21 protein-coding genes are annotated in these 23260 nt (G+C 71.6%); 6 read left to right on the forward strand and 15 right to left on the reverse strand.

Going from position 1 to position 23260, the window contains the following annotated elements:
• Nucleotides 1–26: 26 nt before the first annotated feature.
• The 10 genes from pstA to ACZ4TO_RS25740 form a co-directional block, all read right to left on the reverse strand.
• On the reverse strand, nucleotides 27–1085 hold the full coding sequence (gene pstA / locus ACZ4TO_RS25695) for a phosphate ABC transporter permease PstA (RefSeq protein ID WP_385042306.1): 1059 nt from the start codon (nucleotides 1083–1085) through the stop codon (nucleotides 27–29).
• Nucleotides 1082–2089 (reverse strand): phosphate ABC transporter permease subunit PstC, encoded by a 1008-nt coding sequence (gene pstC, locus ACZ4TO_RS25700; protein ID WP_382792871.1) that lies wholly within the window; start codon nucleotides 2087–2089, stop codon nucleotides 1082–1084. The genes pstA and pstC overlap by 4 nt, the downstream gene beginning before the upstream one ends.
• A gap of 100 nt (nucleotides 2090–2189) precedes the next feature.
• On the reverse strand, nucleotides 2190–3320 hold the full coding sequence (gene pstS / locus ACZ4TO_RS25705) for a phosphate ABC transporter substrate-binding protein PstS (RefSeq protein ID WP_382792170.1): 1131 nt from the start codon (nucleotides 3318–3320) through the stop codon (nucleotides 2190–2192).
• Nucleotides 3321–3779: 459 nt separating this feature from the next.
• Complete coding sequence (locus ACZ4TO_RS25710) at nucleotides 3780–4193, reverse strand: NUDIX hydrolase (RefSeq protein WP_382792173.1); 414 nt, start codon at nucleotides 4191–4193, stop codon at nucleotides 3780–3782.
• 10 nt (nucleotides 4194–4203) lie between these two features.
• Entirely contained in the window at nucleotides 4204–5262 is a 1059-nt protein-coding gene (locus ACZ4TO_RS25715; RefSeq protein WP_468025327.1) for a CHAD domain-containing protein, read from the reverse strand.
• Nucleotides 5243–7474, reverse strand: a complete 2232-nt coding sequence (locus ACZ4TO_RS25720; RefSeq protein ID WP_382792178.1) for an RNA degradosome polyphosphate kinase — start codon at nucleotides 7472–7474, stop codon at nucleotides 5243–5245. Before ACZ4TO_RS25720 ends, ACZ4TO_RS25715 begins: the two co-directional genes overlap by 20 nt.
• Before the next feature lie 362 nt (nucleotides 7475–7836).
• Nucleotides 7837–8823 (reverse strand): hypothetical protein, encoded by a 987-nt coding sequence (locus tag ACZ4TO_RS25725; RefSeq protein ID WP_468025328.1) that lies wholly within the window; start codon nucleotides 8821–8823, stop codon nucleotides 7837–7839.
• Nucleotides 8820–9773, reverse strand: coding sequence for a hypothetical protein (locus tag ACZ4TO_RS25730; protein WP_468025329.1), 954 nt, complete (start codon nucleotides 9771–9773; stop codon nucleotides 8820–8822). The genes ACZ4TO_RS25725 and ACZ4TO_RS25730 overlap by 4 nt, the downstream gene beginning before the upstream one ends.
• Nucleotides 9770–10693, reverse strand: a complete 924-nt coding sequence (locus tag ACZ4TO_RS25735) for an ATP-binding cassette domain-containing protein (RefSeq protein ID WP_382792185.1) — start codon at nucleotides 10691–10693, stop codon at nucleotides 9770–9772. Before ACZ4TO_RS25735 ends, ACZ4TO_RS25730 begins: the two co-directional genes overlap by 4 nt.
• Complete coding sequence (locus ACZ4TO_RS25740; RefSeq protein ID WP_382792874.1) at nucleotides 10690–11076, reverse strand: GntR family transcriptional regulator; 387 nt, start codon at nucleotides 11074–11076, stop codon at nucleotides 10690–10692. The genes ACZ4TO_RS25735 and ACZ4TO_RS25740 overlap by 4 nt, the downstream gene beginning before the upstream one ends.
• A 189-nt stretch (nucleotides 11077–11265) precedes the next feature.
• Between ACZ4TO_RS25740 and ACZ4TO_RS25745 the strand changes: the two genes are divergently transcribed.
• Genes ACZ4TO_RS25745 through ACZ4TO_RS25765 form a run of 5 tightly spaced genes read left to right on the forward strand, consistent with a single transcriptional unit; the run spans nucleotide 11266 to nucleotide 15842 of the window.
• A complete protein-coding gene (locus ACZ4TO_RS25745) occupies nucleotides 11266–11808 on the forward strand; it encodes an RNA polymerase sigma factor (protein ID WP_266760215.1) in 543 nt (180 codons plus the stop codon).
• A complete protein-coding gene (locus ACZ4TO_RS25750) occupies nucleotides 11805–12716 on the forward strand; it encodes a cupin domain-containing protein (RefSeq protein ID WP_382792189.1) in 912 nt (303 codons plus the stop codon). The genes ACZ4TO_RS25745 and ACZ4TO_RS25750 overlap by 4 nt, the downstream gene beginning before the upstream one ends.
• A complete protein-coding gene (locus tag ACZ4TO_RS25755; protein WP_382792192.1) occupies nucleotides 12713–13573 on the forward strand; it encodes an ABC transporter ATP-binding protein in 861 nt (286 codons plus the stop codon). The genes ACZ4TO_RS25750 and ACZ4TO_RS25755 overlap by 4 nt, the downstream gene beginning before the upstream one ends.
• Nucleotides 13570–15135, forward strand: a complete 1566-nt coding sequence (locus ACZ4TO_RS25760; RefSeq protein ID WP_468025330.1) for an ABC transporter permease — start codon at nucleotides 13570–13572, stop codon at nucleotides 15133–15135. The genes ACZ4TO_RS25755 and ACZ4TO_RS25760 overlap by 4 nt, the downstream gene beginning before the upstream one ends.
• Nucleotides 15126–15842, forward strand: coding sequence for an ABC transporter (locus ACZ4TO_RS25765; RefSeq protein ID WP_468025331.1), 717 nt, complete (start codon nucleotides 15126–15128; stop codon nucleotides 15840–15842). Before ACZ4TO_RS25760 ends, ACZ4TO_RS25765 begins: the two co-directional genes overlap by 10 nt.
• Before the next feature lie 61 nt (nucleotides 15843–15903).
• On the opposite strand, the gene mshD is transcribed toward ACZ4TO_RS25765, so the two are convergent.
• Nucleotides 15904–16830, reverse strand: coding sequence for a mycothiol synthase (gene mshD / locus ACZ4TO_RS25770; RefSeq protein ID WP_382792199.1), 927 nt, complete (start codon nucleotides 16828–16830; stop codon nucleotides 15904–15906).
• A gap of 462 nt (nucleotides 16831–17292) precedes the next feature.
• Between mshD and ACZ4TO_RS25775 the strand changes: the two genes are divergently transcribed.
• Entirely contained in the window at nucleotides 17293–19089 is a 1797-nt protein-coding gene (locus tag ACZ4TO_RS25775) for a bifunctional metallophosphatase/5'-nucleotidase (RefSeq protein WP_468025332.1), read from the forward strand.
• A 192-nt stretch (nucleotides 19090–19281) separates the two neighbouring features.
• Here the strand turns inward: ACZ4TO_RS25775 and ACZ4TO_RS25780 are convergent, their stop codons facing one another.
• From ACZ4TO_RS25780 to ACZ4TO_RS25795, 4 genes are all read right to left on the reverse strand, one after another.
• Nucleotides 19282–20724: a sensor histidine kinase gene (locus ACZ4TO_RS25780; RefSeq protein WP_468025333.1), complete on the reverse strand. Its 1443-nt coding sequence runs from the start codon at nucleotides 20722–20724 to the stop codon at nucleotides 19282–19284.
• Nucleotides 20724–21455 carry a response regulator transcription factor gene (locus ACZ4TO_RS25785; RefSeq protein ID WP_382792208.1) on the reverse strand — a complete coding sequence of 244 codons (732 nt, stop codon included), beginning with the start codon at nucleotides 21453–21455 and terminating at the stop codon, nucleotides 20724–20726. Before ACZ4TO_RS25785 ends, ACZ4TO_RS25780 begins: the two co-directional genes overlap by 1 nt.
• 79 nt (nucleotides 21456–21534) lie before the next feature.
• Nucleotides 21535–21714, reverse strand: coding sequence for a hypothetical protein (locus tag ACZ4TO_RS25790; protein WP_468025334.1), 180 nt, complete (start codon nucleotides 21712–21714; stop codon nucleotides 21535–21537).
• Between the two features lie 13 nt (nucleotides 21715–21727).
• Nucleotides 21728–22945, reverse strand: a complete 1218-nt coding sequence (locus ACZ4TO_RS25795; RefSeq protein WP_382792214.1) for a S1C family serine protease — start codon at nucleotides 22943–22945, stop codon at nucleotides 21728–21730.
• Nucleotides 22946–23260: the final 315 nt, after the last annotated feature.

Raw genomic sequence — 23260 nt, forward strand, 5'->3', positions numbered from 1 at the left:
AAGGATCGGATCGCTGATCGGCCGCGTCAGCGGCCCGTCTTGGGTGCCTTCCAGCGCGCGATGGCGCGGGCACCCATGTTGAGGATCATGACGAACAGGATGAGGGCGAGCGCCGCTGCCCAGGCCCTGTCGGTGGACGCCGTGGTTCCGGCCGCGTACTGCTGGTAGATGTACAGCGGCAGCGACGCCTGGGGACCGTCGAACGGGTTGTTGTTGATGAACCCGGTGCCCCACACGAGCAGCAGCACGGGAGCGGTCTCACCGGTGATGCGCGCGACGGCGAGCATCACGCCCGTGGTGATGCCGCCGATGGACGTCGGCAGGACCACCTTGAGGATGGTGCGCCACTTCGGGATGCCGAGCGCGAGGGAGGCCTCGCGCAGCTCGTTCGGGACGAGCTTGAGCATCTCCTCGGTGGAGCGGACCACCACGGGCATCATCAGGATCGACAGGGCCATCGCGCCGGCGAAGCCGGAGTAGCCCATGCCCAGGATCAGGATCCAGAAGCTGAGGACGAACAGACCGGCGACGATCGACGGGATGCCCGTCATGACGTCGACGAAGAAGGTGACGGCCTTGGCGAGCTTGCCGCGGCCGTACTCGACGAGGTAGATCGCGGTGAGCACACCGATCGGCACGGCGATGAGCGAGGCGATGCCCACCTGCTCCAGGGTGCCGATGATCGCGTGGTAGATACCGCCGCCGGTCTCGGCGTCGGCGACCACGCCCATGGAGTGGCTCAGGAAGTAGGTGTCGAAGACCTTCACACCGCGCTTGAGCGTCTCCCAGATCAGGGAGACGAGCGGGACGACGGCGACGATGAAGCAGACCCACACCAGGCTGGTGGCGACCCGGTCCTTGGCCTGGCGGCGGCCCTCGACGCGCGCGGCGACGACGTACGTACCGAGGACGAAGAGGATCGCGGCGATCAGGCCCCACTGGATCTTGCTGTCGAGGCCGGCGGCGAAGGAGATGCCCACTCCGACCGCGATGGATCCGACCGCGAGGGCCCAGGGGGACCACTTGGGAAGGCTGCCGCCGCGCAGGGAGCTGGCGTGCTTGCGGGTGACGGGTGCGTTGCTCATGCGTTGGCCCCCGAGTACTCCTTGCGGCGGTTGATGATCAGACGCGCCGCGCCGTTGACCAGCAGGGTGATCACGAACAGGACCAGACCCGAGGCGATCAGGGCGTCCTGGCCGAACTCGTTGGCCTCGTTGAACTTGGCCGCGATGTTCTGCGCGAACGTGCCGCCGCCGGGATCGAGCAGGCTGGCCTGGATGTCGAAGCTCGGGGACAGCACGGTGGCGACGGCCATCGTCTCGCCGAGCGCGCGGCCGAGGCCGAGCATCGAGGCGGAGATCACGCCGGAGCGGCCGAAGGGCAGCACCGACATGCGGATGACCTCCCAGCGCGTGGCGCCGAGAGCGAGTGCGGCTTCCTGGTGCATCTGCGGAGCCTGGCGGAAGACCTCACGGCTCACGTTCGTGATGATCGGAAGGATCATGATCGCGAGCAGGATGCCGACGGTGAGCATGGAGCGGGGCGCGCCGTCCTGCCAGGTGAAGATGCCGGTCCAGCCGAAGTAGGTGTCGAGCCAGCCGAACAGCCCGACCATGTGCGGTACGAGGACGATGGCGCCCCAGAGGCCGTACACGATGGAGGGGACGGCGGCGAGCAGGTCGATCACGTACGCGATGGGTCCGCCGAGCTTGCGCGGCGCGTAGTGCGTGATGAACAGGGCGATGCCGACCGCTACCGGGACCGCGAGGGCCATGGCGATGATCGCGGAGACCACCGTGCCGAAGGCCAGCACCGCGATGCCGAAGACCGGCGGTACCAGGTTGGGGTTCCACTCGAAGGTGGTGAGGAAGTTGCCCTCGTTCTTGCTGAGCGCGAGGGAGGCGCGGTAGGTGAGGAAGACCGCGATGGCGGCCATGATCACCAGGAGGAGGATGCCGGAACCGCGCGAGAGACCGAGGAAGACGCGGTCTCCGGGGCGGGTGGCACCACGGGCGGCGCGCTTGCGCGTGGCGCCCGAAGATCGTGGGGTGGGGGGAGGTGCTTCAGTGTTCCGTGTCGATATGTCCATCATGAGTCTCCGGTCTGCGGAGCCGGTTCGAGTACCGGCTCCAGGCGGCGGTGCACCGGACGGTGCGGCCCGCCTCGGCGAGGCGGGCCGCACACTCGGGTCAGCTCAGGTTCGAGACGGTGCTGCGAACCTTGGTGATGATCTCGGCGGGGATCGGGGCGTACTGGGCGGCGGTGAGCTGGTTCTGGCCGTCCTCGCTCGCGATGTAGGTGAGGAACGCCTTCGTGGCGGCCAGGGTGTCGGCCTTGTTGCCCTTCTCGCAGACGATCTCGTAGGTGACGAGCGTGAGCGGGTAGGCGCCCTCGGCGGTCGGCTTGTAGTTCAGCTCGAGCGCGAGGTCGTTGCCCGTGCCGACGACCTTGGCGCTGGAGATGGCCTTGGTGGCGTTCTCGACGGAGGCCTTGACCGGGGTGGCCGCGTCCGTCTTGAGGTCGACGGTCTTGATGCCGTCGGCGGCGTAGGAGAGCTCGAAGTACGAGATCGCGCCGGGGGTCTGCTTCACCTGCTGGGCGAGGCCGGACGAACCCTGGGCGGACTGGCCGCCCTTGGCCTGCCACGCCTTGCCGCCGGAGTAGTTCCAGTCGGAGGGGGCGGTGGCCTTGAGGTACTTGGTGAAGTTGTCCGTGGTGCCGGACTCGTCCGAGCGGTGGAACGCCTGGATCTTGGTGCTGGGGAGCTTCGCGTCGGGGTTCAGCTTCTTGATGGCGGCGTCGTCCCACGTCTTGATCTTGCCGTCGAAGATCTTGGCGATCGTCGCGGGGTCCAGGACGAGGTTGTCGACACCGTCGACGTTGTAGCCGAGCGCGATGGGGCCACCGACCATGGGCAGGTCGACCGCGGCGTTGTTGTTGCAGACCTTCTTGGCGGCCGTGGCCTCTTCGGGCTTGAGCGGCGAGTCCGAACCGGCGAACGCGGTCTGGCCCTGCGTGAACGCGGTGACGCCGGCGCCCGAACCGGTCGGGTTGTAGTTGATCTGGACGTCCTTGCAGGCGGCCGTGAAGGCCTTGACCCAGGCGTCGATCGCGTTCTTCTGCGCGGAGGAGCCGGAGGCCTGCAGCTGACCCTTGGCGTCGTCACACTTGATGGCGCTGTTGTTGCTGGCCGAGGCCGAGCTGCCGCCACCGCTGGTGTTGCCGGTGTCGTCAGAACCGCACGCCGTGAGGGCCAGGGCGCCAGAGACGGCGAGAGCACCGAGGGTGAGGGCCCGCCGGTTCATGCGCTGAAGCTTCACTTCGGGAGTTCCTTCCAGGAGCCGCCGTCAGGTGGCGGCGTGCGATGTCTGTGTACTGCGGTCCGTAGCGATGAGAAGAGTTCGCCCTGAGGCGTCCTTCGCACCGCGTAAGGCCGAAATTAAGCAGATCAGGTGAAGGCGCCGAAGGCCGTAAGTGAACGGGGGGTGAACCCCTGACGGCGGTGCGGTGAGGTCACGGAACGCTCACGTCGAGGACACGGCTGTGTCCCGGCCGAGGGGGCCGGAAGGGAAACTCCAGGTAATCGAACGGGTGCGGTCGCGACGCGTGGAGCCCATGTTCCCGTCATAGCTCATTCGCCCCGGTTTCCTCATGAGCAACAGCGAAGGGCGCGCCGACTACGGTGAGTGTCCGCCGTCGGCTCCCCGGGCTCGATGTCGCCCATGGACGTGCGCCGTGCCGGAAGCCCGGGCGGCGCCTCTCCTTTCCAGGGGAACACGTCAGGCCAGGTGCAGCGCGTCCAGCAGCGCGTCGACCAGATCGCGGTCGCGGGGCTGGGTGAGGCGGTGGCGTGCGGCGGTGGGGGAGAGCCAGAGGACGCGGTCGACCTCGTCGTTCGGGGCGAAGCGGCCGTCGGCGGCCTCGGCGGCCCAGTAACGGACCTCCTTGGGGCGCCCGCCGACGTCGTAGCGGAGGGTGGGGAGCACGGCACCGGGGACGGCGCCGTAACCCGTCTCCTCCTCGACCTCGCGCAGCGCGCCGGCCAGGAACTCCTCGTCCCGCTTCAGCTTGCCCTTCGGGTGCGACCAGTCGTCGTACTTGGGCCGGTGGACGAGGCAGATCTGCAGCGCTGAGTCGACCGGGGAGCGGCGCCACAGGACGCAGCCCGCCGCGTGGATGGTGTCGTCGGCCATGGGGCCTCCCTCAGGGGGTGCGTACGGCTTCCTTCTGCCATGCCTGCTGGAAGGCGAACCGTGCCGCCTCCACCTCGTGGCGCTGGTCGGCGTGCAGCACGCCGAGCGCGTACGCCGTCGCCGGCGCGATCCGCGGAGTGCGCGCCGCCGAGGCGGCGGCCGAGGCCGCCTCCGCCGCGTCCCGGTGCCGGTTCAGCGCCGTGCCCGCGCCGAGCAGGCGTACGTCGACGGGGCACTCGCCCCGGTGCAGCACCTCACCGGCGTAGCGGTGCAGCCGCAGCAGCAGCCGGACCTGGTGCCAGGGCGCGTCCTGCGGCTGGGGCGCGGTGTCGGCGGAGAGGCCGTGCACGAGGGCTTCCGCGTTGTAGGGACGGCCCGCGACGACCAGCGGCAGCGCGCTGACGGCGTCGGCCAGCCGTTCCTGGGCCGCGGTGGCCAGCGGACGCAGATCGGCGTTGTCCGCGGCCGGGGCCAGCGGAACCTCGCTGGCCAGCACGGCGACGCTGTCGGCGACGGCGTGGAAGCGGGAGGAACCCAGTGCCTGGAGGGCCGCCGAGTGGGCGCGGGTGCGGGCGAGCGTGAGCTGGCGGTCGAGGAGCGCGCCCGCCTTCGCGGCGCCGACGGTGAGACTGCCGGTCTTGGGGGCCGCGGCCGGGGCCCGGCCCGTCTGGCCGGGCACGGTGGCCGTGCCGGAGAGCCGGTTCAGCGCGCCGATCAGCCGTTCCAGGCGCGCGGCGTAGGCGTGTTCGCGCGCCAGGGTGCCCGAGAGCCAGGCCAGTTCGGGGCGCATCCCCTCCGACCAGTCCGGGTCGAGGAGCGGTCGGAAGGTGTGCAGGCTGCCGCTGATGCGGCGCGCGGAGTGGCGCAGGGAGCGCGCCGCGTCGCCGGGCTCCCCTCCTCCGCTCGCCGCGCCCCCGGTTTCCCGGTGCTGGCGCAGTGAGCGGAGGAATTCCGTGGCCTGGGCCCGCAGATAGCCCGCGAGGGCGTCACCGATCGGGGTGTCTCCCTCGCCGAGGGAGGCCGTTTCGGCCACGGAACCGGTGGGGGGATCAAGGTGCTGCTGTGCCACGCCGGCGCCTCCGGGCGTCTATGAGCATCTCCTGGACGTTCCGCAGGGGTTGTCCCTCCGCGTCGGTCGCGTGGCGGATCCACTCGCCGTCGGGGCCGAGGTGCCAGGAGGCCGTGGTGTCGGACATGCCGGTCTCCAGCAGCCGGTTCAGGGCTGCGCGGTGAGCCGGGTCGGTGACCCTGACCAGGGCCTCGATCCGCCGGTCGAGGTTGCGGTGCATCATGTCGGCGCTGCCGATCCACACCTCGGGTTCGCCTCCGTTGCCGAAGGTGAAGACCCGGGAGTGCTCCAGGAAGCGGCCGAGGACGGAACGGACCCGTATGTTCTCGGACAGGTCCGGGACGCCGGGGCGGACGGCGCATATCCCGCGCACCCAGACGTCGACCGGGACACCGGCCTGGGAGGCGCGGTACAGCGCGTCGATGAGCGCCTCGTCCACCATCGAGTTCACCTTGATGCGGACGAAGGCGGGGCGCCCGGCCTTGTGGTGCTGTACTTCCTTGTTGATCCGCGCGACCAGGCCGTCGCGCAGCGACTTGGGCGCGACGAGCAGACGGCGGTAGGTCTCGCGGCGCGAGTAGCCCGAGAGCCGGTTGAAGAGGTCCGAGAGGTCCGCGCCGACCTGGGGATCGGCGGTGAGCAGTCCGAGGTCCTCGTAGAGCCGGGCGGTCTTCGGGTGGTAGTTGCCGGTGCCGACGTGGGAGTAGCGGCGCAGGGTCTCACCCTCCTGCCGGACCACGAGCGACAGCTTGCAGTGGGTCTTCAGGCCGACGAGGCCGTACACGACGTGGCAGCCGGACTCCTCGAGCTTGCGGGCCCACTTGATGTTGGCCTGCTCGTCGAAGCGCGCCTTGATCTCGACCAGGACGAGGACCTGCTTGCCGGACTCGGCCGCGTCTATCAGCGCGTCCACGATCGGGGAGTCACCGGAGGTGCGGTAGAGCGTCTGCTTGATGGCGAGCACGTCGGGGTCGGCGGCGGCCTGTTCCAGGAAGGCCTGCACCGAGGTGGAGAAGGAGTCGTACGGGTGGTGCAGCAGGACGTCGCGCTCGCGCAGCGCGGCGAAGATGTCGGGCGGCGAGGCCGACTCGACCTCGGCGAGGTCGCGGTGGGTGCCCGCGATGAACTTGGGGTACTTCAGCTCGGGCCGGTCCAGGGAGCCGATGCCGAAGAGGCCGGTGAGGTCGAGGGGACCCGGCAGCGGGTACACCTCGGCCTCGGAGATCTTCAGTTCGCGTACGAGGAGATCCAGGACGTAGCGGTCGATGGACTCCTCGACCTCCAGGCGCACCGGCGGGCCGAAGCGGCGCCGCATGAGCTCCTTCTCCAGCGCCTGCAGGAGGTTCTCGGCGTCGTCCTCCTCGACCTCCAGGTCCTCGTTGCGGGTGAGCCGGAAGGTGTGGTGCTCGAGGACCTCCATGCCCGGGAAGAGCTCCTCCAGGTGGGCCGCGATCACGTCCTCGATGGGGACGTAGCGGTTCGGGGAGGCCTCCAGGAAGCGGGAGAGCAGCGGCGGGACCTTGACGCGCGCGAAGTGACGGTGGCCGCTGACCGGGTTCCGTACGACGACGGCGAGGTTCAGGGACAGGCCGGAGATGTACGGGAAGGGGTGCGCGGGGTCGACCGCCAGCGGGGTCAGGACCGGGAAGATCTGGTGCCGGAAGAGAGTGAACAGGCGGGCCTGCTCCTTCTCGGTCAGCTCGCTCCAGCGGACGAGGTGGATGCCCTCCTCCGCGAGCGCGGGGGCGACGTCCTCCTGGTAGCAGGCGGCGTGGCGGGCCATGAGTTCGCGGGAGCGGGCCCAGATCATCTCCAGGACCTCGCGGGGCTGGAGGCCCGAGGCGGACTTGGTGGCGACACCGGTGGCGATGCGGCGCTTGAGGCCGGCCACGCGGACCATGAAGAACTCGTCCAGGTTGCTGGCGAAGATCGCCAGGAAGTTGGCGCGCTCCAGCAGGGGCGTGTTCGGGTCCTCGGCGAGTTCCAGGACGCGCTCGTTGAAGGCGAGCCAGCTCCGCTCGCGGTCCAGGAACCGCCCCTGGGGCAGCATGATCCCGTCCTGCTCCAGGTCCTCGTACGCGTCGAGGTCGGCGTCGAGATCGGGCTCCAGGTCGGACACGTTCGCCGCGACGGTGTGCGGGCGGTGGGCGGCGATGGAGCCGACGGAGGGCTGCGGGTGCTGCACGGGTGCCTGGGCGCTTCGCTGGTTCATGGACCCATTCTTCCGTGCCGAGGGCGAGACCGGCGCGTCGGAGAGGGCGGGCGTCAGCGCGCTGATGCGGAGAATCCCGTTCCGCTTCGCTGGCGTACGCTGACTCCGCGTCGACGGGGAGGGCTCGTTCTCCGGCGCGGGAGAAGGCTCGGGCACGGCGGGCTGCATTGCTCGAGCGTCGCAAGGTCACCTGAATCGATGGTTACGGCGACATGACGTGCGGGATATCTGGGGGAGGCTCCCGGACGTCTGCATGTCCGGGAGCCGTGTACACACCCACCCGCGTCGCGTGCGCGTCCGCCGGCGCCGCCTCCGGTCGCGGATGCCGTGCCCCCTCGGTCGCGGATGCGTGCTACCGACGGTTACGTGAGCCGTCGGCGCAGCAGCGCGAAGGCCGCGGCGACCGCGAGCCCCGCGACGGCCAGGAGCAGGCCGCTCTCCACGAGCTGGAGGGGCCAGTAGTGGGACTGAGGCTGGTAGGTGCTCCAGAAGTCGGTCCACGGACCCCGCCTGATGCACGCCTCGAGGGCGGAACCGTCGGTCCCGACGCAGGCCAGGCTGGTGTTCACCCGCTCGCCGTCGGCGGTGACGGAACCGTGTTCGAGGAGCATGGAGCCGTACGGCACATGCAGTGCGGCCCGTCCGGTGGTCGTCACGGCGGGCCACAGGCTCATCCGGAACCCGTCCAGCACCTCGTGCAGGACGACGGCCGCTGCGAGGGCGGCCGCTGCGGCGGGCAGGGCCCTGCGCAGGACCAGGCCGGCGAGCGCCCCGAGGGCGAGGCCCGCGAGGGCGTACGCGACGGCCACCGGCCCGGAGGAGATGAAGACGTTCGCGTTGAACCAGCCGCCGGACAGGTCCCCTCGCCCGGCACGGCGGGTCCAGTTGCCGAGCAGGACCGCCAGCGTGGTGCCCGCCGTCAGCAGGACCGCGGGGACGGCGAGCCTGGTGGCGAGCCAGCGCGCCGGGGTGACGGACTGGGTCCACGCCAGCCGCGCCGTGCCGCTCTCCAGCTCGCGGCCGGTCAGCGCGGCACCCGCCCAGACCGCGACCGCGTACATCTGGAACGTGACGCAGGCGGAGACCAGGGCGAGGCCGGTGGCGTAGGTCCTGGCCGTCGTGGTCCACCGGGCGGTTCCGCAGTCCATCGGGAACGGGTCCGACGCGTCGCAGCCGCCGACGATCGCGCGGGCGTCGGGGCCGACGGCGAGCAGCCAGATCAGGGCCGCCACGGCGGCGAGCAGGGCGGCGCCCCAGACGTACAGGGCCGTGCGGTGCAGGCGCAGCACGGTCCAGGTCAGGCCGGACGGGCGGTACGGGGCCGGGCGTCGCCCGGTCAGGGTGCTCATGAGGTCGACACCCTCCGCACGAGGGCGAAGGCGGCGGCGACCAGGATCGCGGTGGCGGCGAGCAGGACGCCGGTCTCCAGGAGCTGGCGGGGCCAGTAGTCGGGGGAGGGGAGGTAGGTGCGGGTGAAGTGGACGATGTCGTGCCGGGCGAGGCAGGCGTGGCTCTCGTAGCAGCCCGGGTCGGGGATCTCCGCCCCCGTGGAGGTGATCGCCCGGCTGTGTACGGACAGTTCGGGCTGCTGGTAACTGCCCTGGAAGGGCCAGGAGTTGGCGCGGAACGCGATGACCGCGTACTGCGTGAGACCCGCGACGGCCAGGGCGGGCAGGGTGCGGCGCAGGGCGAGACCGGCGACGGCGCCGACGGCCAGTCCGAGGAGCGGGGCGGCGACGGTGGCCGGGCCGATGGAGAAGTAGACGGCGCGCGGTCCGATGCCGGCCAGCAGGAGATTGGCGTGGGCCGACCACAGCATCCGGTACAGCACGACCAGCAGGCCCGTGCCCGCGGCGACGAGCAGCGCGGGAACCGCCAGTTTGGCGGCGAGCCAGCGGGCCGGGGTGACGGACTGGGTCCAGGCCAGGCGCGCGGTGCCGTTCTCCAGTTCGCGGGCGGTCAGGGAGCCGGCCGCGAAGACGGCGACGGCGAACGAGGCGATGTTCAGCAGGGAGGCCGGGTCGTAGAAGAGGTCGTTGTAGACGCCCGAGAACGTGGAGCCGATGATGCCGCCCGTCCAGGCGTCCTTCTGCACGCCCGCGTAGCCGAACGTGTCGAGCAGGTGCTCGGTGTGGCCGGCGCCGGGGCCGTACAGCCACAGCAGGAGTCCGGCGGTGAGCACGACGAAGCCGGTCCAGATCCACAGGGCGGTGCGGTGCAGCCGCAGGACCGTCCAGACCAGGCCGCGCGGCGCGGGCAGGGCGCGGCGGGCGGGGGCCGCCTGGGCGAGGGCGCTCATCGGGTCACCGCCACGGGGGCCGCGGTGGTGCCGGGGGTGAGCAGCGCGGGGGTCCGGGGGGACCGCAGATGGGCGAGGAGCAGTTCCTCCAGGGAGGGGCGTTCGGCCTGCCACTGTTCGTCCACCGGTCCTTCGTTGCGTATCAGCGCGGTGATGCCGCGGCCGGCGGGGCGGGACTCGACGACGAGGTGCGGGGCGAGGTCGGCGGGGGTGCCGCGTCCGGTGACCACGGTGTGCGCGAGGAGCAGGTCGTCCAGGCCGCCGCCGAGCCGGACGCGTCCGGCGCCCAGGAGCAGCAGGTGGTCGCAGGCGTCGGCCAGTTCGGTGACGATGTGCGAGGACACCAGCACGGTGGTGCCGTGTTCGGCTGCGTCGGCCATGAGGGTGCCCAGCAGTTCGTGGCGGGCCAGCGGGTCCAGGTCGGCCATCGGTTCGTCCAGCAGCATCAGTTCGGGCCGTTTGCCCAGCGCGAGGGCCAGCGCCACGCGGGTCCGCTGGCCGCCGGACAGGGCCCGGACCTTGGTGCCCGGGTCGAGCGAGCCCTGCTCCACGATCGAGGCGGCGTGCGCGGCGTCCCAGCGGGCCGGGTTGAGTTCGGCGCCCAGGCGCAGCGTCTCGGCGATCGTGAGCTGGGGGTGCAGGGGCTTGTCCTGGGCGAGGTAGGCGATGCGCTCGCGTGCCTCGGCCGGGCTCGTGCCGAGCACGGTGAGCGTGCCGGCGGCGGGGCGCAGCAGCCCGGCCAGGGTCGCCAGCAGCGTCGACTTGCCCGCGCCGTTGGGGCCGACGAGGGCGCTGACCCGCCCGGCCGGGAGGCGGAAGGAGCAGTCGTCCAGGGCCGCGGCGGCGCGCCGGCCGCGGCGCACGGTGAGGCCGTGCGTCTCGACGGCGACGGTGGATCGGGTGGTGCTGGTGGAACTCACTGGTCCCCCTTCGGGAAGTGTGCGTCCAGTACGGAGCCGAACAGGGCTGCCACGTCCTCGCGGTCGAGGCCGGCGGCGCGGGCGTCGCGGGCCCAGGCCTCCAGTTCCTCGCGCAGGGGCGAGTCCGCGGGGGCGGCGCCGAGCGTCCTGCGGACGAAGGTGCCGAGGCCGCGCCTGGCCTCGACCAGCCCTTCGCGCTCCAGTTCGCGGTAGGCCTTCAGGACGGTGTTCGGATTGATGGCGGTGGCTTCGACGACCTCGCGGGCCGTGGGGAGCTTGTCGCCCGGTTCGAGGAGGCCGAGCCGGAGGGCCTGCTTCGTCTGCTGGACGATCTGGAGGTAGGTGGCGACGCCACTGCGCCGGTCGATGCGGTACACGACCACTCGGACAACCACCCTTTCACTAATTGAGTAGTGAAAGGGTGATGCAAGGGGGAGCCCGCCGTCAAGTTCCGGGCCCGCCGGGCGGGCCGCTCCGGCCGTGGATCAGGGTGTTCACCAGGCACGCGAAGGCTTTCGAAAATTTCCGGCCGAGGTGTGAACCGATCGGCGGGGCTCGTCCGATGAGGGGATGTGAGGGAAACGAGAAGCGACGGAGAGCTGCTGCGGGCCATCGCGGCGGACGGGGACCGTCGCGCCTTCGAAGAGCTGTACCGGCGGTACGCGCCATGGCTGACCGCGCGGCTGCGCGGCCGGTGCGCCGACGCCGGGATCGTCGACGACGTCGTCCAGGAGACCTTCCTCGCCGTGTGGCGCGGCACCGCCCGCTACCGCGAGGAGGGCGACCCGGCCGGCTGGCTGTGGCGCATCGGCTCGCGGCGCCTCGTCGACTCGATGCGCGGTGACGGCGCCCGCGGCCGGCTCCGCAACGCGCTGGCCCGCCTCCGGCACCGCGACGAGGCCTCCGCGGAGGAGCGCGTGCTGGCGGGCGTCGAACACGGCGATCTGGCGGGCGCGCTGACCAGACTCTCGCCCGAACTCCGGGCGGTGCTCCAGGCCACCGTGATCGACGGACTCAGCACCAGGGAAGCGGCCGTCCTGCTCGGTATCCCGCCGGGCACGGTCAAGACGCGGGCACTGCGTGCGCGCAAGCAGTTGCGGGAGGCGTTGGCATGAGCGACGACCGTCACGGAAGCGATGGCACTGAGATGAGCGGTGACAGCCGTACGACCTGGCACGTGCCGGAGGACGACCTCCAGGCCTATGTGCGGGGCGAGTTGGCGGCGCCCCGCCTGTGGTCCGCCGACACCCACCTCGCCGCGTGCGCGCGCTGCCGGGAGACCCTGGCCGCGATCAGCGACCCCGTCGCCCTGGACGCCGGATGGGAACGGCTCGACGCCGAACTCGACGCCCCGCGGCCGGGCCCGGTGGAGTGGCTCCTCGTCCGGCTCGGCGTCGCCGACCACACGGCACGGCTGCTGACCGCCTCCCCCGCCCTGCGCCGCTCCTGGCTGGGCGCGATCGGCTCCCTGCTGGCCATGACCGTGGTCGCGGCCGACGCGGTGCGGGCCGGAGCGACCCCCACCCTCTTCCTGGCCCTCGCGCCGCTGCTCCCGCTCGCCGGGGTCGCGGTGTCCTACGGCCCCGGGATCGACCCGACGTACGAGATGGCGGTGGTCTCCCCGCTGCACGGCTTCCGGCTCCTGATGATCCGCACGGTCGCGGTCCTGACCGTGTGCCTGGGGTTCAGCGGCCTCGCCACCCTCGCCCTCCCCTCCTACGGACTGCACGCCCTGGCCTGGCTGCTGCCCGCCCTCGCCCTCACCGCGACCGGACTCGCGCTCACCTCCCGGCTCGGCCCCGTCCTCGCCCCCTGCCTGGTCGGCGGCGGCTGGATCGCCCTGCTGCTCGTGGCCCGGGCGACCACGGAACCCGACTCCACGCTCGCCCCGTTCACCGCGGCCGGGCAGGGCGTCTCCGGGGCCGTCGCGGCACTGGCCGCCGTACTCCTCTATCTCGCACGGGACCGGTTCGACGCGTCGCGCCTCCCGTTCACCGACTTCACCGACAGGAACGCAGCATGATCCCCACCGTCTCCGCCTCCGGGCTGAGCCTCCGCTTCGGCGGGACGCTCGCGCTCGACGACGTCTCCCTCCGCCTCCGAGAAGGGGTCACCGGACTCCTCGGCCCCAACGGCGCGGGAAAGACCACCCTGTTGCGGGTGCTCGCCACCGCCGTGCCCGCCGACCGGGGCTCCTTCACCGTCCTCGGCCACGACCCGGCGGGCACCGCCGGACGCCTCGACGTGCGGCGCGCACTGGGTTACCTCCCGCAGACGCCCGGATTCCACCAGGACTTCTCGGCCTTCGAGTTCGTCGACTACGTGGCCATCCTCAAGGAGCAGACCGACCGCGGGGCCCGGCACCGCGAGGTCCGCCGTGTCCTGGACTCCGTCGGCCTGTCCGATGTGCGCGGCAAGCGCATCAAGCGGCTCTCCGGCGGTATGCGGCAGCGCGTCGCGCTCGCCGCCGCCCTGGTCGGTGACCCCGGCTTCCTCGTCCTGGACGAACCGACCGTCGGGCTCGACCCGGAACAGCGCATGCGCTTCCGGGAACTGATCGCACAGGCGGGAGAAGGCCGCACCGTCCTGCTCTCCACCCACCAGACCGAGGACGTCGCGATGCTCTGCCACCGCGTGATCGTCATGGACGCCGGCCGCATCCGCTTCGAGGGCACCCCCGCGGAGCTGACCGAGCGGGCGGCCGGGCGGGTGTGGAGCAGCACGGAGCGCGATCCGTCGGCCCGCGCCGGATGGCGCACGGGCACGGGTGCCTTCCGCAACGTCGGTGATCCGCCCGAGGGCGCCGACCTCCTCGAACCGACCCTGGAGGACGGCTACTTGCTCACGCTCGACGCCCGGACCGCGGAGGTGGCGGCATGAGCACCACCGACATGGTCACGAGGACGGCCCCCACGGGGGTGGAGCCGTCCGCCGAGGCCCGGGTGTCCCGGCCGGCCGCCGTCCTGGCACTCGCCCGCTTCGAAGCACGCGAACTGCTGCTCCAGATCCCGGTCCTGCTCTTCCTCGCACTGTATGTGGGCTATGCCGGCTGGAGGTTGTTCCTCGGCGGCGACGGCATGGACGACTTCCCGGTCCTCCAGGACACCGACAGAGCCACCCAGCCGACACCCATGCTGCTGGCCGTCGCCGTGTTCATCTGCGTCAACCGCGCCGTGCTGCGCTCCCGCCGGCAGTCCACCGACCAGCACTTCGACATCCTGCCCATGGAGCACTGGCGGCGTACGGTGGCGCACGCGCTGTCCGTCCTGCCCCTCGGCGCGATCACGGCGCTCGTCGTCGGCTTCCAGTTCACCTGGGCGGCGCTGAAGCCGGGCGCCGTCGGCCACGGCTCACTCGCCGAACTGGCCGTGGGCCCGCTGACGGTCCTGCTGGCCGGTGTCCTCGGCGTCCTGCTCGCCCGGGTGATACCGGTCGGGTTCGTCGCCCCGCCCTTCGTGATCGGCGCGTTCGTCCTCACCACCCTGGTCTCCGCGGCCACCCAGGGAAAGCACTGGGTGAGCTGGCTCGGACCGGTCGTCGTGGAAGAGGGCGCCGACCCCTTCCCCTCCGCACTGCTGGGCCGCCCGGCCGCCTGGCACGCGCTCTATCTGACGGGCCTCGTGGTCCTGCTGCTCTGCGTCGCCGTGCTGGTGAGCGGCGGCCGGACGAGGCTGGTCACGTCGCTGACGGCTCTCGCCCTCACCGCGACGGCCGTCGGCGTGGCCGGGCAGTCCCCGGGCGATCCGGCCTCGCTGATCGCGGCCCGCACCCAGGCCTCCGTGAGCCCGCAGAAGGAACAGACCTGTGTCCGCCACGGACGGTCCACGTACTGCGCCTTCCCCGAGTGGACCGGCCGCATCGCCGACTGGGCCGAGGCGGTCGACCGCATCCAGTCCCGTGCGGGCGGTTCCGCCCGAGGCGAGCGGCTGACCGTGCGCCAGAAGATCGACGCCCGCTACGGCCTGCAGGGCGATGCCGCGATCGAGCCCTCCTCGACGCCCGGACACGTCACGGTCGGCACGAAGTGGGGCGGCAACCGCCTTCCCGAGTTCGCGGTCGGTGTCGCCTCGGTCCTGGTCACGGGCACAGAGAAGGAGGCCGGACAGATGTGCGACGCCCGCGCGGTGACCACGATGTGGCTGGCGCTGAGCACCCAGCCGGACCCGATGCAGTCCCTGCGTGACGTCCGGCTCGACGACAGCATCGCGGGCTCCGCGATCGCGCTGGCCCCCACCAGCCCCGTCTCCATGTCGGCCCAGCAGACCGCCGTGGTGCGCCAACTGCTCCAGAAGCCGCACTACACGGTCGCCGCGAAGGTCAAGGCGCACTGGACGGAACTGACGTCCGCGAAGACGTCCACGGCACGGGTGGCCGAGCTGCTCGGCGTGAGGGCCGAAGGCAAGGGGACCTCGGCGGACTCGGGGAGCGGATCGTGCGAGTAGCGACCACGAGGAGCGGGGCTCTTGCCGACCGTCTCACGCAGGTCACCGGGCCCCCGTCCGCGCACGTCGTGGCCCGCGCCCTGGTCCGCCCGGTGTGGCGCGGTCTGCCCCGGTGGGCCGTGATGACGGGCGCCGTCCTCGGACTGGTGCTGGCCGGATCCTCCCGGACGGTCTCCGGGGAACCGGACCCGTGGCTGTGTCTCACCCTGCTGCGGGCCGCCTCCCTCGCCTTCGGCCTGGGATTGGCGTTCCTGTTCGACGACCCGGCCCGGCACACCACGGCCACGGTGCCGACCAGACGCCCGGTGCGGACCGGGCTGCGGCTGGTGCTCGTCGTCCCGTTCATGGCGGCGTGCTGGACGGCGGCGCTGTTCCTCGTACCCGCCGAGGGCCGGCCCCCGATGGGCGCGATCACCCTGGAGGCGGCCGCCGTCATGACCCTCGCCCTGACCGCCGGGCTCCTCGCCGTGCGGCACTCGGGGGCCACCGACCCGGGGATCGGGATATCCGCCGGGCTGGTGGGCGCCTTCTTCGGCGCCGCCGTACTGCTTCCCTCGCGCTGGGAGCTCTTCGTCGCTCCGTCCGACCCGCACTGGGACGACGCGCACCGACGATGGGCGGCCGTCCTGGTCGTGCTGGTGCTGGTGGGAGCCTGCTCCCTGGGCGAGCCCCTGCGCCGCCGGAGAACCGTCCTCGCCCGCCGCTGACTCCGTCTCGGCGACGGCCCGCCGCCGGCTCCGGTCTCGCGACGGCGCCCGCGGCGCGGGCTCAGGACTCCGTTCGGTACATCAGGTCCGTCTCGTGGGTGACGAAGCCGAGACGCTCGTAGACGCTGACCGCCGCCTTGTTGTCGGCGTCGACGTAGAGCATCGCGGTGGGCAGGGCCTGTGCGGCGAGGTGGCGCAGTCCGATCGTGGTCAGCGCCTTGCCGAGTCCGCCGCCCTGGGCCCCGGGCCGCACGCCGAGGACGTACACCTCGCCCAAGCCCTCCTCGGCGTGGACCTTGGTCCAGTGGAAGCCGACGAGTTCGTCGCCGCGGAAGGCGAGGAAGAAGCCGGCGGGGTCGAACCACGGTTCGGCGATCCGGTCGTCCAGGTCGCGCTGGGTGAGGGAGCCCTGCTCGGGGTGGTGGGCGAAGGCGGCGGCGTTCACGGCGAGCCAGGCGGCGTCGTCCTCGCCCGGTACGAAGCTCCGGACGGTGACCCCCTCCGGCAGCTTCGGCTCGGGCAGGTCGAGGGAGTCCAACGGGCGGCGCATCTGGCGCAGTTCGCGGAAAAGGGTGAGGCCCAGGACCTGGGCGAGATGCCGGGCGGCGGAGTGACCGCCGTGCGCCCACACCCGCAGCCGCTTCCCGGACTCGTTGAGCATCGCCGAGCCGAGCGCCCGCCCGTGCCCGTGCCCCCGGTGCGCCGGATGGACGACCAGTTCGGCGGCCGGGGCCTCGACCGGGTCGGTGTCCTCGAGCTGTGCGTAGCCGACCAGTTCGGCGCCGACGGTCAGCAGCAGATGCCGGACGCCCTCACGGCTTCCGCCCTTGAGCTGGAGCCGCCCCTGCTCGGACACGGCCTGCTGTCCATCGGTGTGAGCGGCCTCCACGAGCAGCCGGAGCACGTCCTCGGCCTGGGCCGGGGAGAGCGCTGAGTAGGTCTCGATGGAGCGGGAGAGGGAGAAGGGCGCCGCGTCGTCGCTGGTCATGGATACGAGGGTACGGCCCGGCGATCGGGGGACAAGGAGTTGGGCGACGCGGACACGGATCGTGGCGGGCGGGGGCCCGGCGGGGAGGGTGGATCGTGCCTCGGCGGGGGAGTCCGGGAGCGGGCTTCCCGGGTTCGCGGAAGGAGGGCGAGGGGGTGGGGCGGGAGCCGCGGTGACGTGGTTTTCGGCTCGCGGTGCGGTGATGGCAATCAGTCCGTAACCCCTAACCCCCTTTCGCGCTACGCGCGTTGATTCTAAAGTGCGTGCAAAGCCACGGCTGTTCATCAGCCCGCCCACGGTCCGCACGGGCCCCAGGGCACGCATCATCCGCTCGGTTCACGTACGACGCACCGGGCACGTACGACCTGCTCGGCTCATGTGCGACGCACGGGGCACGCACCATCCGCTCGGCGCACGCACCGCACACCGCTTCGGCCATTTCACCGTTCTCCAGGGGGAACCATGCCGCCCACGATCCGGTCCAGACGTACTCATCGCCTCCTCGCGGCCGCCGCCGGTCTCGCCACCCTCGGGGCGCTGGCCGCCGCGATCCCGGCGAGTGCGCACCAGGACGAGGCGACGCCGTCGCACCACCACGGCAGCGGCCGCTACCAGGACGTCCAGCTCCTGTCCTTCAACGACCTGCACGGCAATCTGGAGCCGCCGACCGGTTCCTCGGGCCGGGTCACGGAGCTGCAGGCGGACGGCACGACGAAGACCATCGACGCGGGTGGTGTCGAGTACCTGGCCACGCATCTGCGCAACGCCCGCAAGGGCAACAAGTACTCGATCACGGCGGCCGCCGGTGACATGGTCGGCGCCTCCCCGCTGATCTCCGGTCTCTTCCACGACGAGCCGACGATCGAGGCGCTCAACGGCCTCGACCTGGACGTCACTTCGGTCGGCAACCACGAGTTCGACGAGGGCGCCAAGGAACTGGCCCGGCTCCAGAAGGGCGGCTGCCACCCGGTGGACGGCTGCGCCGGCGGCAAGAAGTTCACCGGCGCCGACTTCCCCTACCTCGCGGCGAACGTCACCGACGAGAAGACCGGCAAGCCGATCCTCAAGCCCTACTGGGTGTGGAAGAAGAACGGCGTCAAGGTCGGCTTCATCGGCGTGACGCTGGAGGGCACGCCGAACATCGTGTCGGCCGAGGGCGTCAAGGGCCTGAAGTTCGGCGACGAGGTCGAGACGATCAACAAGTACGCCAAGGAGCTCCAGCGCCAGGGCGTGAAGTCGATCGTCGCGCTGATCCACGAGGGCGGCGCGCCCGCGTCGACGGCGTACAACTACGACTGCGACAGCCCCGGCGCCGGTGACGGCATCTCCGGGCCGATCGTCGACATCGCGAAGAACGTCACGCCGGCCGTGGACGCGCTGATCACCGGTCACACCCACCAGGCGTACGCGTGCACCATCCCCGACCCGGCGGGCCGGCCCCGCATGGTCACCTCGGCCTCCTCCTTCGGCCGGCTGTACACGGACACGACGCTGACGTACGACCGCTGGACCGGCGACATCGCCCGTACGGCGGTGAAGTCCGCGAACCACGTGGTCACGCGTGATGTCGCGAAGGCCGCCGACATGACGTCGCTGGTCACCAAGTGGAAGGCCCTCTCCGCGCCGGTCGCCTCGCGGCCCATCGGCTACATCGCGGGCGACATCGGCAACACCGGCACCGAGTCCCAGGCCGGCGACCTGATCGCCGACGCGCAGCTCGCGTACGCCAAGTCCGTCGACCCCGAGGCCGACCTCGCGGTGATGAACCCGGGCGGCATCCGCGCCGGACTCACCTACACCGCGAGCGGTACCGAGGGAGACGGGGTGGTGACCTTCGGGGAGGCGTACACGGTCCAGCCGTTCGCCAACACCGTCAACCTGGTCGACCTGACCGGCGCACAGGTGATCACCGCGCTCCAGCAGCAGGTCAGCGGCGCCAACGAGGCCTCCCCGAAGATCCTCCAGATCTCCAAGGGCCTCACCTACACCCTCGACCTGACCAAGACCGGCGCGGCGCGTGTCGTCGCCGACTCGGTCAAGCTCGACGGCACGGCGATCGACCCGGCGGCCACCTACCGCGTCGCGATGAACTCCTTCCTCGCGGGCGGCGGCGACGGATTCGCCGAGCTCGGCAAGGGCGGCAACGTCCGTGTCGGCGGCGACGACCTGGCGGCCCTGGAGACCTACCTGACGGCCAACTCCTCGGCCGCGACGCCGTACCCGGTCCCGGCGGCGGACCGGATCACGGTCCTGAAGTAGCCGGAGGCGCGCGACCGGGCCGGCGGACGACCGCCGGACCGGTCCCGCGCCCGCACCGCGTCACATCGCACCGCATACGAGCGAGCCCCCACCCGAGGCCGGGTGGGGGCTCGCCCGCGTCAGGAGCAGGCTGGAGGAGCAGGCTGGAGGAGCAGGACCGAGGAGCAGGACCGAGGAGCAGGACCGAGCAGGTCAGCGGGTGTCGGGCGGGGCGGTCGGGGCTCCCGGAAGCCGGACGGCCGCGATCGTGCCGCCGCCCTCCGCGGGGTTCAGCGTCACCTCGCCCCCGCACTGCTGGACCGTGCGGGCCACGATGGACAGGCCGAGACCCGAGCCGGGCAGGGCCCGGGCGTCCGGGGAACGCCAGAAGCGGTCGAAGACGTGCGGGAGTTCGTCACCGGGGATGCCGGGGCCGTGGTCGCGCACGGTCAGCTCGCCGTCCTTCAGCCGGACGTCGATCGTGCCGCCCGCGGGGCTGAACTTCACGGCGTTGTCGAGGATGTTCACGATCGCCCGCTCCAGGGCGGAGGGCTCCGCCCGGACGAACCAGGGCTCCAGCTCGGCCGTGATCGTGAGCTCCGGGCCGCGCAGCCGGGCCCGGCGCAGGGCCGCTTCCACGGTGTCCTGCAGGGCCACGACCTCCACCCGGTCGGCCGTGGGGCCCGCCTCCGAGCGCGACAGCGTCTGGAGGTCGCCGATCAGCGCCGCCAGTTCGGTCATCTGCGCCGTCACCGAGGCGAGCAGCGCCTTGCGGTCCGCCGGGGGGATCGGGCGGCCCGTCTCCTCGCTCCGGGTGAGGAGTTCGATGTTCGTCCGCAGGGAGGTGAGGGGGGTCCGCAGTTCGTGTCCGGCGTCGGCGATGAGCTGCTGCTGCAGGTCGCGTGAGCTCGCGAGGGAGGCGGTCATCGAGTTGAAGGACCGGGAGAGCCGGGCGATCTCGTCGTCGCTGTCCCCGTCCACGGGGATGCGGATGGTCAGGTCTTCGGTGCGGGCGACGTGTTCGACGGCCTCGGTGAGTTCGTCCACCGGCCGAAGCCCGGCCCGCGCGACCCAGAGCCCGGCCGCTCCGGCACCGACCACTCCGATGCCGCCGACGAGCAGGAGGACGAGGGCGAGGTCGTTGAGGGTCTTCTGGGTGTCCTGAAGAGATACGCCGACTGTGAGCGCCACGTCCGGGTAGAGCTGGGCGCCGGGGCCGAACCCGATCACCAGGGGTGAGGTCATGACTCGGACATCGTCGCCACTCGTGTCAGTGGTGTTGTGGAACGTCTGTGTGCCCTGATCAGGGTTCGCTGCGACGCCCTTGTCCTGTTCCGTGGTCTTCACGACACCGGCGGAGTCGCTGAACACGCATGCCGTGCCGTTCGGCTTGACCACCTGTACGTAGTAGTCCCTGGGGCGCATGGCATCGGAAGTGCCTGCCACGGTCTTCGGGCAGGATGCGAGCAGCGCCGTGATCTGAGGTTCGGTCAACCTGAAGTGTGCGTCATCAAGCTGAGTGTCGACCTGCTCGTACAACTTCCCCTGGACGATGAACCAGCACGTCACCGAGACCGCCGCCACCGCGAAGGCCACCGCGGCCGCCACCAGGAGGGCCAGCCGGGAGCGCAACGGCAGTGAGGTGAAGCGTGGCATCACTCCGCGCCACCGGATCGCAGCACGTACCCCACGCCCCGCACCGTGTGGACCAGGCGCGGCTCTCCGCCCGCCTCCGTCTTGCGGCGCAGGTACATGACGTACACGTCGAGGGAGTTCGACGACGGTTCGAAGTCGAAGCCCCAGACGGCCTTCAGGATCTGCTCGCGGGTGAGGACCTGGCGCGGGTGGGCCAGGAACATCTCCAGCAGGGTGAACTCGGTGCGGGTCAGCTCCACCGGCCGCCCCGCACGGGTGACCTCGCGCGTCGACAGGTCCATGCGCAGGTCGCCGAAGGTCAGCGCGTCGTCCTCGACGACGGCGCCGGCGGCTGTCGCGTACGAGCTGCGCCGCAGCAACGCGCGGATACGGGCGAAGAGTTCGTCGAGCTCGAAGGGCTTGACGAGGTAGTCGTCCGCCCCGGCGTCCAGCCCGGTGACGCGGTCGCCGACCGTGTCCCGGGCCGTCAGCATGAGGATGGGCGTGGTGGTGCCCGCGCCGCGCATCCGGCGGGCCGCGGTGAGGCCGTCCATGCGCGGCATCTGGATGTCGAGGACGACGAGGTCGGGCTGGTAGGCCGTCGCCTTCTCCAGGGCGTCCGCGCCATCGACCGCGACCTCGGTGTCGTATCCCTCGAAGGCGAGGCTGCGCCTGAGTGCGTCGCGCACGGCCGGCTCGTCGTCGACGATCAGGATGCGCTGGGTGTCACGGTCGCCTTCGGCGGAGCTCATGGGCGTCGGGTTCCTCGGGTGGTATGAGTGGTGATCCGGTGCTTTCAGCCTTGCACGTTCCTGGCCGTGCCGGAATGGATCAGCTGCGCACGGTGCGGCGGCGGGCGGAGGTCCGGCCCCGGGCGGGCCGGGACACGGCGGAGGCCAGTTCGGGGGCACGCCGGACGGGCGGGTGCAGTTCGCGGGCGATTGCCAGGGCGAGGCCGAGTGCGGCGGCGTCGCCCGCGGCGGCGGTGTGCTGGACGCTCTTGATCATCATGGTGACCTCCCGGCTAGCTGTCGGAACCGCCGGCCCGCAGCGTGGCCAGGTCGGACTTGACGGTGTTGATCGGGATGGCGAAGCCGAGGCCGACGCTGCCCGCGCTCGACGAGGAGGACGAGGAGTCCGAAGCGGCCGAGTACATCGCGGAGTTGATGCCGACGATGTTGCCGTTCATGTCGATGAGGGCGCCGCCGGAGTTGCCCGGGTTGAGCGAGGCGTCGGTCTGCAGGGCCTTGTACGTCGTCGTGGAGGAGCCGGTGTCGCCGTTGAACTGCCGGCCGCCGAACTCGAACGGCCACTGGCCGTTGCCGCCGTCCTGCTGCTGGCTCTGGCTCTGGCTCTCGTCGGTCGAGACGGTCACGTCCCGGTCGAGGGCGGAGACGATGCCGCTGGTGACGGTGCCGGTCAGGCCCTCGGGGGAGCCGATGGCCACGACCTGGTCGCCGACCTGGACGCCGTCGGAGTTGCCGAGTGTCGCGGGCTTCAGGCCGGAGGGCGCGTGGTCCAGCTTGATCAGCGCGAGGTCCTTCTTGCTGTCGGTGCCCACCACGGTGGCGGCGTACGACTTGCCGTCGTCGAGCTGCACCTTGATCTCGGAGGCGCCCGAGACGACGTGGTTGTTGGTGATGATCTCGCCGCCGGTCGTGATGATCACGCCCGAGCCGGTGGACGAGCCCGCGTTCGAGGTCGCGCCGATCTCGACGATGCTCGGGCTGACCGCCTTGGCGACGCCGGAGACGGTGCCGCGCTGGCTGGTGGGCACCACGTTGGCGCTGGTGGTGCTGGAGGTGGCGACGGTGTCGTTGCCGGTCAGCTCCTGGAAGGCGTACGCGGTGCCGCCGCCGATCGCCGCGGCGACGATCGCCACGGCGGCGAGGAGGGCGAACGGACCCTTGGCGCGCCGCTTTCCGGCCGGGCTCGCGGGGGGCTCGGTGTGGCCGGGGGCCACGGTGGCGAACGCGGCGGTGGTGCCGGCGGGGTCGTGCTCGGGGTGGCCGGCGTACGGGCCGGCCGGGTGACCCCCGCCGCCGTGGCCGGAGCCGGAGCCGGAGCCCGGCCACACCGTGGTGCCCGGCTCGACGTGGACCGGCCCGGCCGGGTCGTACGCCGGGGGCGGGGGCCACTCGGGGTTCACGGGGGAGGAGGGGTGCGACGGCTGCTCCGGGTACGCGGACCCGTGGTGGTCGCCCTGGGGGTACTCGCCGCTACGGCGGAAGCTCTCGGTCATGAAAAAAGACTGTCCCCCGATCATGAGAGCTCCCTGAGTGGCCTCTGAGAAGCCCGACAGAACCTCGTATGCCCGATATAAAGACGCTTTCTGTGAGCCGGCCGGGAGACGCCTGCGGGCACCGTGAGAACGGTCTGTGCGCGCTCGCCGGATGTTTTCGCCGTCGCCGGGTCACTCGCCGGATGCGTCCGCCGTCGTCCGCGCCGCGCCCGGCGAATGGTGTCTCCGCGGCCGTACAGACAGCGCTTCCGGCGTGTGCCCGGTCGCGCACCGTGCGTGGTTCCGTCCCCTTCCGGTGAACGGCGGGTTGCGCGT

It is taken from the genome of Streptomyces sp. NPDC028298, from assembly GCF_055565895.1.